Source organism: Nonomuraea glycinis (genome assembly GCF_014646515.1).
In the GTDB taxonomy this organism is placed as follows: domain Bacteria; phylum Actinomycetota; class Actinomycetes; order Streptosporangiales; family Streptosporangiaceae; genus Nonomuraea; species Nonomuraea glycinis.
Map to the genome: position 1 here is coordinate 61,425 of NZ_BMNK01000023.1, position 13,727 is coordinate 75,151.

Genomic DNA, 13,727 nt, shown 5'->3' on the forward strand with positions numbered 1-13,727 from the left:
TGAGTTCGATCCACAAGTCCCAACTGTAGGGGGGTTGTTCCTGTCTCTGGATCGCCCGTTGTGGTCAGGGTGCGAAGTCGGGCAAGGCCAGCAGGTAGGTCATGACCACGGCGGCGTGGACGCCGTCGGCTCCGGCGACGTATGAGTGCGGGATGTCGGCCCGGTAGCTGATGAAGTCCCCTGCGGTCATTTCCTGGAGGTTGTCCGTCGGACCGGTCTTCAGGTTTCCCGTGATGACCGTGATGTGCTCGGTGGTGCCGGTGGCGTGCGGTTGCCTGTCGAGGCGTTGCCCCGGGCCGAGCCGCAGCCGCCAGAACTCGGTCATGCCGCTGCCGCCGACGCGGGTGAGCAGGTGCTGGCTGGGCGTCGGATCCGAGACGGGCGGGCTGCGGTCGAGCCGCACAGGAGGCGTGGTCAGCTCCGCGAGGAGGTCGACGAGCGGGAGGCGCAGCGCGGCCGCGAGCGCGCCGATCGTGTCCAGGGTGGGGTTGCCGTGACCCGCTTCGAGTTTGGACAGGGTCGCTCGCGCCACACCGGATGCGCGGGCAAGCTCGGCCGCGTTCATCGCTCGTTCCTCGCGGAGCTGACGCAACCGCTTACCCAGAGCCGCTTGCAAGGTGGAGCCATCCATGTGTCTACTATACCGAACGAAGAGTTCGACAAAATAGACACCTGGAGGGTTGATGGAAACTCTCGGAGCCAAGGGGCCCACGGTCCGGGCGGCAGTCGCCCAGGCCACACCCGTCATCTTCGATCCGGCGGCCACGCTGGGCGTGGTGGCCGACTGGTCGGCACGCGCCGCCGAAGCCGGCGCCGAGCTGCTCGTGTTCCCGGAAGCGTTCATCGGCGGCTACCCCAAGGGCAGCACCTTCGGCGCCTTCGTCGGTGACCGCACCGCGGCAGGCCGTGACGAGTTCCGCCGCTACCTGCAGGCAGCCATCACCGTGCCGGGAGATGAATGCGAGCGATTGGGTCAGCTGGCTCGGCAGTTCGGCTTGCACCTGGTCATCGGGGTCGTCGAGCGCGACGGCGGAACCCTCTACTGCACCGTGCTGTTCTTCGCGCCGACCGGTGAATTGCTGGGCAAGCGCCGAAAGCTGATGCCTACCGGCGCCGAGCGCATGATCTGGGGATTCGGTGACGGCTCGACCATGAACGTCTACCCGACACCGATCGGGCGACTGGGTGCGGTGATCTGCTGGGAGAACCTGATGCCGGCAGCGCGGCTCGCCATGTATGCCAAGGGCGTGGAGCTGTACTGCGCTCCGACCGCTGACGGACGTGACAGCCACCACGCGACGATGCGGCACATCGCCCAGGAGGGCCGCTGCTTCGTCTTGGCCGCGAACCAGGTGACCCGCGTGCGGGACTTCCCCGCGGACCACTTCGACACCTATCCGATCACCGCACCGGAGCAGGTCGTGTCTCGTGGCGGGAGCAGCATCATCGGGCCGCTCGGGCAGGTTCTCGCCGGGCCGACGTACGACGAGGAAGCGCTGTTGGTCGCGGACCTGGACCTGGACGAGATCGCCAGGGCCAAGTACGACTTCGACGTGGTAGGGCACTACGCCCGCCCCGACATCTTCCGCCTCATCGTGGATGAAAGCCCGAGATCGGCCGTCACAACGACCGTCTGCGACCCGCAGCCCGCCCCGGCAGGGGGTGTCGCGTGATCCCCACGGACGAAGACCTGGCCCAGGCCCACGCCCGACTGCGCACCCGCGTCCGGCACACCCCGGTCCTGCACATCGACGGCCGGGATGTGGGATCCCACGGCACGCTGACGTTGAAGCTGGAGCAGCTGCAGCACACCGGCTCGTTCAAAGCCCGAGGCGCGCTGAACGCCGTGCTGACCATGCCCACCGCGGCAGCCTCCGTCACCGCCGCCTCGGGCGGAAATCACGGAGCGGCAGTCGCCTGGGCAGCCCGCCAAGCCGGCGTCCATGCCACGATCTTCGTTCCCTCCTTCTCCCCACAGGTCAAACAGGACGCCATCCGTCGGTACGGCGCGGACCTGCACCTCGTCGACGGCTTTTACGCCGACGCTCTGGAGGCCAGCCGGCGATACGCCGCCGACCGGGAAGCGATCCACGTCGACGCCTATGACCAGGCCGCCACCGTCGCGGGGCAGTCGACCATCGGCGTCGAGTTGGCCGAGCAGATCCCTCCCGGCGAGGTCGTCATCGTCAGCTGCGGCGGAGGAGGCCTTTTCGCCGGTGTCTGCCTCGCCCTACGCGGCCGCAACACCGTCATCGCGGCGGAACCCGAAACCGCCCCCTCCCTCGCTTCGGCGATCGCCGCCGGCCGGCCGGTCGACATCGATGTCGACCGCACCGGGGTCGCCGTCGACAGCCTCGGTGCCCGTCGAGCCGGCGCCATCGCCACCGCCGTCGCGTTGGACCAGCGCTCCGCGGTCCTCCTCGCTCCTGACCGGGCGATCCGCCAGGCGCAGCAGCAACTGTGGGACAACCTCCGCATCGCCGTCGAACCCGGCGGCGCCACCGCCCTCGCCGCCGCCCTTCACCACGCCCGCGACTTGGCCGGCCACCGCATCACCGTGCTCATCAGCGGCGCCAACTCATAACCGCCGAAGCACGCATCCACGCCGCACCGGGAAGACTGCGGTTCTGGCCCGCACCGCCTCAGTCGAGCGTGAAGTAGTCCGGGCCCGCGTAGCGGCCGGTGGTCAGCTTCTGGCGTTGCATCAGCAGGTCGTTGAGGAGTGAGGACGCGCCCAGCCGGAACCAGTCCGGGGAGAGCCAGTCCTCGCCCGCCGTCTCGTTGACCAGAACGAGGTTCTTGATGGCGTCCTTGGTGGTACGGATGCCGCCGGCCGGTTTCACGCCCACCTGGCGGCCGGTCCGGTCGCGGAAGTCGCGTACGGCCTCCAGCATGATCAAAGTCACCGGCAGTGTCGCCGCCGGAGCCACCTTGCCGGTGGAGGTCTTGATGAAGTCGGCCCCGGCCAGCATCGCCAGCCAGGACGCCCGTCGTACGTTGTCGTAGGTCGCGAGCTCGCCCGTCTCCAGGATCACCTTCAGGTGGGCGTCGCCGCAGGCGGCCTTGACGGCGACGATCTGCTCGAAGACCTTCGTGTAGTCGCCGGACAGGAACGCGCCACGGTCGATCACCATGTCGATCTCGTCGGCGCCGGCGGCGACGGCGAGCGCGGTGTCGGTCACCTTGACCTCCAGCGAGGTGCGGCCGCTGGGGAACGCGGTCGCCACCGAGGCCACCTTCACCCCGGAGCCGGCCAGCGTCTCGACGGCGACGGACACCAGGTCGGGGTAGACGCAGACGGCCGCCACCCGGGGTGCGCCCTCGCCGGGGTGCATCGCCTTGGTGCACAGCGCTCTGACCTTGCCGGGGGTGTCGGCGCCTTCGAGCGTGGTGAGGTCGACCATGGAGATGGCCAGGTCGATGGCCTGGGCCTTGGCCGTCGTCTTGATGGACCGGGTGCCGAGCATCGCCGCCCGCTGGTCCGCGCCGACCCGGTCGACACCGGGCAGGCCGTGCAGGAATGCGCGCAGGGTGGCGCCTGACGCGGCGACGTCCGCGAGCGAAGTAGTCAGAGTGGGCACCACCACAGCATCGCCGACCCGGGTCTCCACGTCCAAACCGGAGCGCCAAGAAATGGCATCCGGGCAGGTCAGAGCGGTTGATCGTCTAGGCCGTCGGGTAGGTGACCGCTCGAGATCACCCGCTCGCCCAAGGGAGCGTCATGGCCAAGGCCTACCTGCTGAGCAACGGCCGCTACGTGCGGTACGACACCGACGCCGATCGGGTGGACGCCGATTACCCGAAGGCGCTCTCGACGGGCTGGACCAACCTGCCGGAGGCGTTCACGAGCGACCTGGACGCGGCTCTGGACCTGGCGGGCGGGAAGGTCTACCTGTTCAAGGGCGCGGAGTACGTCCGGGTGGATCAGCAGAGCAACACGGTCGACCCCGGATACCCGGTGCTGATCGCCGACTTCTGGCCCGGCCTGGCGGAGGCCGGCTTCGGCGCCCACCTGGACGCGGCCGTCACCTGGAACAACGGCAAGGCGTACTTCTTCCGAGGCGACCACTACCTCGGCTACGACCTCAACGCCGACCACGCCGACCCCCACCCCAAACTCATCGCCGGCAACTGGCCGGGCGTCGCCGAGGCGGGCTTCGGCGACGGCATCAACGCCGCCGTGACCTGGAACAACGGCAAGGCGTACTTCTTCCGAGGCGACCACTACCTCGGCTACGACCTCAACGCCGACCACGCCGACCCCCACCCCAAGCCCATCGCCGGCAACTGGCCGGGCGTCGCCGAGGCCGGTTTCGGCGGGCTGGTCGACGCCGCCTGGCTCAAGCTCGCGCAACGTACGGGCCCAGCGGCCTCCGGCGACGAGCACGGCGGCTGGGCGAGGGCGCACGACGTGCTGCACGTGGGCGGCACGCTCGCCTGGCGCAACAACAACCCGGGCAACCTCCTGCCCGGCCGGATGCCGTACCGGAACGCACTCGCCGTCGACAGGCGAGGGCTGGCGATCTTCGCCAGCCACGAGGACGGCTGGACGGCGCTGCGCGGGGTCCTCCGGTCCTCGGTCTACAACCCGCTGAGCATGGGCGACGCGCTCATGAAGTACGCGCCCTCCGGTCACGGCAACAACGATCCCGTCCTGTACGCCAAGCGCGTCCGCCAGCTCACCGGCCTCGACCCGGCGCGGCGGGTGGCCGATCTCGACGACGCCGAGCTGGAGAGTTTCATGCTGGCGATCAAGACGGTCGAGGGGTTCGAGGAGGGCCGGACCTTCCAGCGCACCGACCCGTCCCTGCCGCCCGAGTTCGCCGCGCTGTTCCCGTGAGTTCTGGGCACATCATTACTGTTTGCGACAATTAGTGCACAGATTGTTGCGGTAGGTAATCGGCGGGAGTCGCGCCCGCGACCGAGCCGCGTAGGAGACACCGATGATGTATGCGACGCCTCAGATGGCGCCAGGACAGCAGTACGGCCAGCAGCCCCAGCAACAGTACGGCCAGCAGGGCGTGTTGCCGATGGGGGTGGGAGGCGGCGTGGCGGGGGGCTTCGCCGGCCGTGAGATCGGCAGGGCGATCGGCGGCGAAGACGGCGCCACGATCGGCAGCATCATCGGCTCGCTCATCGGCGCCGTCTTTCCGCTGCAAGCCCAGCAGGGCCCGCAACCACACATGCCGCAGGGCATCCCAGGGCTGGGCCTCCCGGGACTGAACATTCCCGGGCTGAACATCCCCGGGCAGGGCATGCCGGGACAGGGCAACATTCCCGGCCCGCTCCCTATCGACCCTGAGATGCTTCGCAAGCTGCAGGAGATCATGGGGCAGATGATGGGCGGGTCGCAGCACGGTCAGCAGGGCGTATCTCCGTCGTCCTTCGGCAGTCTTTTCGGCATGCCTAATATCCCGATGCCCATGCCCATGCCGATGCCCATGCCGATGCCCGCGCCTTCCCCCTTCCCGAAGCAACTGCTCGACACGCTTATGCCCTTCCAAGCCGGGCAGGGTGGTGGGCAGTTCCAGCCGCTGGAGCACACGTCCAACCCGGCGAGCTTCTGGAGCAAGGTGGCCCAGTACGGCATGCAGTACGGCCTTCCGATCGTCAAGCAGATCCTGCTCAGCATCCCGGACCAGCCAGGCCAGCAGCAGGGCATGCAGCCCCCGATGCAGCAGCCCATGCAGGGCATGCAGGGAATGCAGGGCATGCCGCAACCGATGCAGCAGCCGATGCAGGGCATGCAAGGCATGCAGCAGCCGATGCAAGGCATGCAGCAGGGCCAGGCGCCCGCCGGGGTCGGGTAAGGGCGGCGACATGGGACCGACGGTCGGGCTGGGACAGTGGCCGGACATGAGCGCGCCGGCCATGGGCTCCCCCCAGGCGAATCAAGCGCAGGCCCAGGCCCAAGCCCAGGCGCAGGCCCAGGCGCAGTGCGCGACGGCGCTGCAGCAGCTCTACGGCTGGCTGCAGGCCGCCGTCCCGCAGGCGCCCCAGTTCGCCGCCGCCGTGCCGGCGACCATCGAGGCCGTACGGCTGTACCGCAGCGGGCAGTACGACCAGTGCCTCGCCCAGATCCAGTTGGTCACCGGCTTCATCGGCAGAGGCGGCCAGCAGGCCACGCCACCGCAGTGACCGGGCCGTCGCACGATCCCGGATCGGCCGCCGGCCGGTCCGGGCCCGTGCCGTACATGATCGGTTGCCCGGACGCGGCGCTGCTCGCGGAGCTCATCGAGATGCTTCGCGATGATCCTGAGGTGAAGATCCGGCGGATCGTCGGCGCGCCGGACCGGCCGAGCCTGCTCGCGGTGGAGATGTCCCCGGCGCACGCCGGGGCGCTGCGGGCGAGGTACGGGACACGGCTGACGATCGAGCCGGACTCCCCTGTCGAGTTGTTCTGACATATCAGCATGAGCTCTCAGGAGAGACGCCATGAGCGGTAACGGCACTTCCAAGAATCCGGGCAGGCAGCCGCGGCCCCGCCCGACCGGCCGAGGCAAGGCCGGGCAAGAACCGGCGCAGGAGCCGGTGCGGCCGAGGCTGCGGCGCTATATGGCGGCGGTGCTGCCCCAGCCCTACCTGGAGGCGAAGGGCCTGTCCACCCCGTCCCTCGACCCCGCGGCCCTGCACGACCTGCTGGACCGTGACCCGCAGGTGGAGGTGCGCAGACGGGTCGAGGCGCCGGTCCGGATGTCCGCCCTCGCGGCGGGAAGCGTGACGCTGGGCGGGCTGACGGTCGCCGACATGACGGGAGAGTACGCGGAGGCGCTCAGCCGGCAGCTGCCCCAGATCCACATCGAGCGTGACCGGCTGCTCACCTACACCGACGTGTCCCTCATGCCGCGCAGGGACACCCGCCGCCAGCTGATCCTGCCCGTCGGCGTCGAGTCCAGCTTCACGTTCCTGATCGTGGACACCGACGGCATCCCCATGCCCAACGCCGCCATCCTGGTCAACGGCTATCTGTGGCCCGCCCAGGCGGTCACCGGCCCGGACGGCCGCGCCACGATCACGCTGACCGGCGAGACCGCCGATTCGATCGCCAGCGTGCAGGTGAAACCCGTCGGCGGTCACTGGGGCCGGATCCTCGACCGGCCGGCCCTGAGGGAGGACGGTGACAACCTCGTCGTCCTGAAGAAGCTGTCGGACACCCTGCCCGGCTTCCCCGACAAGCAGGCGTTCGGCTGGGGCCAGGAGGCCATGCAGTTGCACCGGCTGCCGCCGAACTTCCGCGGCGCGGGCGCCAAGGTGGCCATCGTCGACTCGGGGGTCGCCGTCGAGCACCCCGACCTGGCCGGCCGGGTGAACGCCGGACTCGATCTGAGCGAGCGCAAAGAGGCCGGCTGGACGGTCGACACCGTCCACCACGGCTCGCACTGCGCCGGGATCATCACCGGCGCGGACACCGGCCGGGGTGTCGTCGGTTTCGCCGTCGAGGCGGAGGTGCACGCCTGCAAGATCTTCCCTGGTGGCCGGCTCAGCGACCTCATCGAGGCCATCGACTACTGCATCGACAAGGAGATCGATGTCATCAACCTCAGCCTGGGCACCAAGGAGTTCTCCCCGCTCGTCGCCGCCAAGCTGGAAGAGGCCCGCGCCGCCGGCGTGGCGTGCATCGTCGCCGCCGGGAACGACAGCGGCCCCGTCAACTTCCCCGGCAACATGCCCACGGTCCTCGCGGTCGCGGCGATAGGCAAGACGGACGCGTTTCCGGCCGGCAGCACGCACGCCGACCAGATCCGGCCGCCGCAGGCCTTCGACGGATACTTCTCCCCCGCGTTCACCTGCTTCGGGCCCGAGGTCGACGTGTGCGCGCCGGGCGTGGCGATCCTGTCGGCGATCCCGTCGACCGAGTACGCGGCCTGGGACGGCACGTCCATGGCCGCTCCGCACGTCTCCGGCCTGGCCGCGCTCATCGTGGCCCACCACGGCGACTTCCAGGGCGAGTACGCCGCCAGGGACGCCCGGCGGGTCGACCGGCTGTTCGACATCATCAGATCGAGCTGTACGCCGCTGCAACTCGGCGACCCGAACAGGACCGGAGCCGGGCTGCCCGACGCGATCCGCGCCCTGGCACCGGCACTCACGGGGGTCCCGGCGCACTCACCGCTGGACCAGCTCACCCAGGAGATGCAGGCGGCCGGCCTGCTGGCCTCCTACCAGCAGCCGCAGAACGGCATGCCCATGACCGCGCTGACCCGGCTCCACGAGGAGATGGTCGCGGCGGGACTCATCAACCACTACTGAGCCACTTTCGCCCTGAACATCGAGGAGAGGAAACCATGACCGCGAACGCGACGATCCAGCAGATCTGGTGCCTGCGCCAAGCCACCGGAACCGACATCGGCGTCATCCAAGCGCTTTCCGGCCTCGCTCCCGTGCTGGGCCAGCTCGCCGGGAGCTCGGTGGAGAGCCTCGTCAGGGGCATGCCCGGGGTCGCAGGGGCCATGGACAGCGCCCGCTCGGATCCCGACAACCTGTTCATCACGACGGACACCTCAGGGGACCTGAACAGCTCCATCTGGCCGCCCGGCAACACGACCGTGGACATGCAGGCAGGGCAGTCCAAGGCGCCCGGGATCGTGATCCCCGTCTCCTTCTCGGAGAACATCTCACTGTGGGATTTCGACTCGGTCTCCGACAACGACCTGCTGGGGTCGATAACGATCTTCGAATCGGAGCAGGGCACCGGAGAGATCGCGAAACTCGCCAAGTCTGAGGTCGAAAGCTCGTACTACTACGTCACCTACCGGGTGGACTAGGCACATAAGGGCCCTGTGCGGGCGTGGAGATAGGGCATCCACCCGATGTGGCGGGGTGGGCCTTAGCCCGATTCTTGAAGATGTCAGGAAGTGAGCTCCACAAGCACAGGAGAACGGCATGAACGCCGAAATCGAGTTCCAGCTCATGAAGAGTCAGGCCCGCGAGCTTCACCAGGCGGCCGCCAGGCACCGGCGCGTACGCGAGGCGCAGCAGGCGAACAAGTCCGAGCGCCGCTCGGTCTTCGGCAAGCGCCACTCGTCATGACCATCCCACGAGAGCCCGGCCGCAACCTCCCTCGCGGCCGGGCCTCTCTGCCTCCTTAGCAGCCTCTCCGCCCCCTTAATCCCGTCGAAAGATACGGATAAGTCGTGACATGCTGAGCGACATGCTGGGACGTTCGGTGAGCCCCGTCTTCGTCGGGCGGAGCGATGAGCTCACCGCGCTCGGCGAGGCGTTCGAGGAAGCCTGCCGTGGCAACGCCACGGCGGTGCTGCTCGGTGGCGAGGCGGGCGTCGGCAAGACCCGGCTCGTCCACCGCTTCGCCGAGCAGATCGGCGGCGCTCGCGTGCTGTACGGCGGCTGCGTCGAGCTCTCCTCCGAGGGCCTGGCCTACGCGCCGTTCACCGCCGCGCTCAGGCAGCTCGTCAGGGAGCAGGGCGCCGGTCAGATCGCCGCGCTGCTCCCCGACGGCGCAGCGCGGGACCTGGCCCGCCTGCTGCCCGAGTTCGGTGAGGCCGGCGGCGACGGTGAGACCGACACCAGCCGCGCCCGGCTCTTCGAGCAGTTCCTCACCCTCCTCGAACGGCTGGCCGACAGCACCCCCACGGTCCTGATCATCGAGGACGTGCACTGGGCCGACCGGTCCAGCCGGGACCTGATCGCCTTCCTCAGCCGCAACCTGCGCATCCCGCAGGTGCTCATGGTCATGACCTACCGCTCCGACGACCTGCACAGGCAGCACCCACTGCGCCCGGTGCTGGCCGAGCTGGGCAGGGTCAACGGCGTGCTCAGGCTCGACCTGCCCCGGCTGTCGCGGGACGAGGTCGCCCAGCAGATGACCGGCATCCTCGGCAGCGCCCCGCAGTACGCCAAGGTGCAGAAGGTCTACGAGCGCAGCGAGGGCATCCCCCTGTTCGTGGAGGCGATGCTCGAAGGCGACGAGGACTGCACCTTCCCCGACTCCATGCAGGACCTGATCCTCGCCGCGGTCGAGCGCCTGCCGGAGGAGACCCAGCGGGTCCTGCGCATCGCCGCCGCGGGCGGCACCCGCGTCGGCCACGCGCTGCTCGCCGCCGTCAGCGGCCTGTCCGAGCTGGAGCTGGAGGCCGCGCTCCGGCCCGCCGTCGCGGGCAACGTGCTGCAGATCGCCGACGGCCGCGCCTACGTCTTCCGTCACTCGCTGATCCGCGAGGCCGTGCACGAGGAGCTGCTGCCCGGCGAGCACCAGCGGCTGCACGCCCGCTATGCCGTGGAGATCTCCAAGGACCGCGCGCTCGTCCCGCCCGGACGCGCCGCCGTCGAGCTCGCCCACCACTGGTACGGCGCCCGCAACGACCACGAAGCCCTGATCGCCGCCTGGCAGGCCGCGGCCAAGTCCTTCAAGGCGTTCGCCTACACCGAGGCGGTACCCCTGCTCGAACGGGTGCTCATGCTGTGGGACCGAGTGCCGGACGCGGCCGAGCGGATCGGCGTGGACCACATCGCGGTGCTGGAGAAGGCCTCGGTGGCCGCGCACGCCGGCGGCGAGGTCGACAGGGGGATGAAGTTCGTCAATGCCGCGCTGGCGGAGCTGGACGAGACCCGCGAGCCCAACCGGGTGGCCATGCTCATCGTCCGCCGGACGTACTTGAAGATCTCCAAGGGCCGGGTCGGCTTTGTCGAGGACCTGCGCCACGCCCTGCGGCTCGTCCCCGAGCCCGGCTCGGCCAGGGCCGAGGTGCTCATGCCGATGAGCCAGCACCTGATGCTCCGCGGCGAAGCGGAAGAGGGCGGCGCCTGCGTCGAGGAGGGCATGCGCTGGGCCAGGGAGCTGGGTGATCGCTGCTTGGAGGCCGAGTTCCTGCTGAACCTGGGGCTCGGCCACTCGCTCACCGGCGACATCGAGGCGACGATCGATGTCAACATGCGGGCCCTGGAGATCGGCAGGCAGCAGAACTCCGGCCGGGTGATCACCCGGGCGATCGGCAACCTGATCGACGGGCTGCTCGACACCGGCCGCTCGGACGAGGCGCTGAAGCTGTCCGAGGAGGGCTGGCTGGCGGCCAAGAGGTACGGCAGGCTCCGCGCCAGCGGCCTGTTCATCCTCAACAACCGGGCCGAGGCGCTGGAGACGATCGGCCGCTGGGACGAGGCCATCGAGACCATCGAGCGCGCCCTGTCCTTCGAGCCGACGATCCGCACCCGCCACCACCTGCTGCGGGTGCGGGCCGACATCGCGCTCGCGCGCGGCGAGCTGGAGCTGGTGGAGGGCATCCTGGCGGAGATCGGCGTGCTCAAGGAGCGCCCCGAGGACTTCGTCCAGGACATCACCAACAGCGCCCGGCTGCGCATCGGCTGGCACCTGCTCAGGGAAGAGTACGGTCTGGCGCTGGCGGTGGCCGAGCGGGTGCTCGCCCGTCCCTCCCAGTCCAGCAAGGCGATGCTCGGCTGGCGGCTGCTGACCCTGCTCCGCACGGTCTGCGACGCCGCCGGGGAGCTAGAGCCGGACCGGGTCCGCGCGGTGCGCGAGCAGGCGGCCGAGGTGGCGGTGCACCTGTCGACCGGCAGCCCGGTCGCCGAGGCCTACCGGCTGTCGTACTCGGCGGACTTCGACGCCTCGGCCGCCGCCTGGGAGCGGCTCGGCCGCCCGCACAACCAGGCCAGGGCTCTGATGCGGGCCGCCTCCGCCGCGGCGGAGGCGGGCGAGCGCGACGACGCGGCGGCCCGGCTCAAGGTGGCGCTGCCGCTGGCGACCGCGCTGGGCGCGGCCCCGCTCATCGGCGACATCGAACGGCTGTCCCGCCGCGTCGGCGCGGACCAGCATCCGCGGGAGCCGTCCGCCCTGCTCACCCCGCGCGAGCTCGAAGTGCTCCGTCTGGTGGCGCTGGGGCGCACCAACAGGGACATCGCGGCGGAGCTGTTCATCTCCGCCAAGACCGTGAGCGTGCACGTCTCCAACATCCTGGCCAAGCTGGGCGTGGCGACCCGAGGCGAAGCCGCCGCCTTCGCGCACCGCCGCTCACTGCTGTCCCACTGACCGGCCGCGGGCGCCCCGGCGGCCGCCGCCGTCACGCTGCGGGTGCCCGGCCGCGCACCGGCGGTCGCCGCCGTCACCCTGACCGGCTGCGGTGTCTCGGCCGCTCGTCGGGGATCGCTTCGGGGACGGGCCGGGACCTGATCTCGCCGAGCGTCGCGTGCCCGGCCCGGAGGTCGGTGATCAGTACGTACGCGACCAGGATCAGTCCGAGGCAGAGGGCGTCGGCGGCCCACCAGGGGATCTCGGCGAGCAGCAGATAGCCGTCCCGGTCGCTCAGCGACCGGAGCACCCAGGTGACCGCGGCCACCACCAGGGCGACCATCAGCCAGCTGCGCAGCCGTGGCAACTCAGCCCGGCGCCACAGCCGGATCCGCCAGTCCATGAACACGGCGAGCACCCCGAGCAGGGCGCAGAACCCGATCAGCCACCAGGGCAGGGCGAAGGCGGTCTGGTCGGCGATCTCCGCCTGGGTGGTGCGCAGCTCGGTCTCGGCCTGCCGCTGGGCCGCGACGGCGGCGTCGAGCTGCCGCTGCAGCTGGGCCACGGTCTTCTGCTCGCGGGCCGACTGCGCGGGGGTGTCCGTCGGCAGCATCCGCGCCACCACGGTGAGCATGATGGCGACGAACGACAGGGCCAGCACGATGGCCATGAACAGGTCGATGAAACGCAGGTCGAGCGGCGGGGCGAACGATCGGGCGGGCCGCTTCCTCACGGCTCCCTCACCAGCGTGTACTTCTGCGGGCGGGTCTCGGCCGCGCTCAGCCGCTCCACCGCGATCCGCAGCGCGTCCAGCCCCTTGACCAGGGCCTCGGTCTCGCCGCGGGAGCGGGCCATCCCCTTGGCCAGGGCTTCGGTCTCGGCCCGTGAGCGGGCCAGCTCCTGACTGAGCCCCTGCAGGGCGGGGCTCGCCTGCGCCACGGGGCCCGCCTGCTTGCCCGGCAGCCGCGCGATGTAGCTCAGGAACACCTCGTCGGCGGCCACCACGCCGGCCCGCTCGGCCCGCTCGACCAGGGACATCTCGAAGAACGCGAGCACGCTCAGGAGCAGCGCGATCAACGTGACGCCGAACGCGGACGCCAGCTCGGGCAGCACGTGCTCCCGGAGCGCGGTCATCAGCACGCTGGGGTCTCCCTGGCTGTCCAGGGCGTCACCGAACGAGGTGACCATCGCGGCCATCGTGAGCGCGGTGCCGATGAACCCGAACACCGGCAGCGCCCAGATGAGCGCGTGGTCGATGTGGTGCCTGTTGGCCATCTCGCTGTCGTCGAGCGCGGAGCGGGCGCTCAGCACCGCCTCGGCGTCGCTGCCCGCCTCCGCGGACTCCTTGAACAGCTTGAGCCGCCGCCCCACCAGCGTGTCGCCGCCCGGCTTCACCGCCTGGACGTTGGCCACGGCCCGCGCCGTCGCCTCGTTCTCCCGCCGGATGTCCGGCACCGCTCTGGCGATCCTGAGCACGGCGGTCAGGAACACCGCGACGATGAGCGTGACCACGAACTCCGCCGCGGCCGGGGCCGTGGTCGCGCCCACGGCCTGCAGCACTGTCTCCACCACTCCGGCCACCAGCAGCAGCGCCGAGACCACCAGGGCCACCACGGGCGCGAACACCGAGTGGCGCCAGCCGATCCTTGACAATCCGTACTCCATCCCCGCCGAACCAGAAGTCAGTAAATACTCAATCACACCTCTTGCTTACAATGAGTGACAAACTGTAACGAGTGGGTACTAA

Annotated in this window: 14 protein-coding genes; 10 read left to right on the forward strand and 4 right to left on the reverse strand. The window is 70.0% G+C overall.

What is annotated here, in order from left to right; genetic code table 11:
- Positions 1-64 precede the first annotated feature (64 nt).
- The gene (locus IEY87_RS41400; protein ID WP_189144352.1) at positions 65-631 is read right to left on the reverse strand and encodes a helix-turn-helix domain-containing protein; all 567 of its coding nucleotides are present in this window, start codon (positions 629-631) and stop codon (positions 65-67) included.
- Positions 632-683: 52 nt separating this feature from the next.
- Here IEY87_RS41400 and IEY87_RS41405 point away from each other — a divergent pair, with 52 nt between their 5' ends.
- A complete protein-coding gene (locus IEY87_RS41405) occupies positions 684-1,673 on the forward strand; it encodes a nitrilase-related carbon-nitrogen hydrolase (RefSeq protein WP_189144353.1) in 990 nt (329 codons plus the stop codon).
- Complete coding sequence (locus tag IEY87_RS41410; RefSeq protein ID WP_189144354.1) at positions 1,670-2,584, forward strand: serine/threonine dehydratase; 915 nt, start codon at positions 1,670-1,672, stop codon at positions 2,582-2,584. The genes IEY87_RS41405 and IEY87_RS41410 overlap by 4 nt, the downstream gene beginning before the upstream one ends.
- A gap of 58 nt (positions 2,585-2,642) precedes the next feature.
- Here the strand turns inward: IEY87_RS41410 and deoC are convergent, their stop codons facing one another.
- Positions 2,643-3,572, reverse strand: a complete 930-nt coding sequence (deoC, locus tag IEY87_RS41415) for a deoxyribose-phosphate aldolase (protein WP_189144445.1) — start codon at positions 3,570-3,572, stop codon at positions 2,643-2,645.
- 149 nt (positions 3,573-3,721) lie between these two features.
- Between deoC and IEY87_RS41420 the strand changes: the two genes are divergently transcribed.
- The 8 genes from IEY87_RS41420 to IEY87_RS47065 all read left to right on the forward strand — a co-directional run bounded on the left by IEY87_RS41420 (position 3,722) and on the right by IEY87_RS47065 (position 12,001).
- Complete coding sequence (locus IEY87_RS41420) at positions 3,722-4,840, forward strand: hemopexin repeat-containing protein (protein ID WP_189144355.1); 1,119 nt, start codon at positions 3,722-3,724, stop codon at positions 4,838-4,840.
- Positions 4,841-4,943: 103 nt separating this feature from the next.
- Positions 4,944-5,810 (forward strand): hypothetical protein, encoded by an 867-nt coding sequence (locus IEY87_RS41425; RefSeq protein ID WP_189144356.1) that lies wholly within the window; start codon positions 4,944-4,946, stop codon positions 5,808-5,810.
- A 10-nt stretch (positions 5,811-5,820) separates the two neighbouring features.
- Complete coding sequence (locus IEY87_RS41430; protein ID WP_189144357.1) at positions 5,821-6,138, forward strand: hypothetical protein; 318 nt, start codon at positions 5,821-5,823, stop codon at positions 6,136-6,138.
- A complete protein-coding gene (locus IEY87_RS41435) occupies positions 6,135-6,404 on the forward strand; it encodes a hypothetical protein (protein ID WP_189144358.1) in 270 nt (89 codons plus the stop codon). Before IEY87_RS41430 ends, IEY87_RS41435 begins: the two co-directional genes overlap by 4 nt.
- A 31-nt stretch (positions 6,405-6,435) precedes the next feature.
- Positions 6,436-8,250, forward strand: a complete 1,815-nt coding sequence (locus tag IEY87_RS41440; RefSeq protein ID WP_189144359.1) for a S8 family serine peptidase — start codon at positions 6,436-6,438, stop codon at positions 8,248-8,250.
- Between the two features lie 35 nt (positions 8,251-8,285).
- Positions 8,286-8,765, forward strand: coding sequence for a hypothetical protein (locus IEY87_RS41445; protein ID WP_189144360.1), 480 nt, complete (start codon positions 8,286-8,288; stop codon positions 8,763-8,765).
- A 118-nt stretch (positions 8,766-8,883) separates the two neighbouring features.
- Positions 8,884-9,030 (forward strand): hypothetical protein, encoded by a 147-nt coding sequence (locus tag IEY87_RS41450; RefSeq protein ID WP_189144361.1) that lies wholly within the window; start codon positions 8,884-8,886, stop codon positions 9,028-9,030.
- A gap of 121 nt (positions 9,031-9,151) precedes the next feature.
- On the forward strand, positions 9,152-12,001 hold the full coding sequence (locus IEY87_RS47065; RefSeq protein WP_308113017.1) for an ATP-binding protein: 2,850 nt from the start codon (positions 9,152-9,154) through the stop codon (positions 11,999-12,001).
- Between the two features lie 73 nt (positions 12,002-12,074).
- On the opposite strand, the gene IEY87_RS41460 is transcribed toward IEY87_RS47065, so the two are convergent.
- Positions 12,075-12,713 carry a hypothetical protein gene (locus tag IEY87_RS41460; RefSeq protein ID WP_189144363.1) on the reverse strand — a complete coding sequence of 213 codons (639 nt, stop codon included), beginning with the start codon at positions 12,711-12,713 and terminating at the stop codon, positions 12,075-12,077.
- Positions 12,710-13,633 (reverse strand): hypothetical protein, encoded by a 924-nt coding sequence (locus IEY87_RS41465; RefSeq protein WP_189144364.1) that lies wholly within the window; start codon positions 13,631-13,633, stop codon positions 12,710-12,712. The genes IEY87_RS41460 and IEY87_RS41465 overlap by 4 nt, the downstream gene beginning before the upstream one ends.
- Positions 13,634-13,727: the final 94 nt, after the last annotated feature.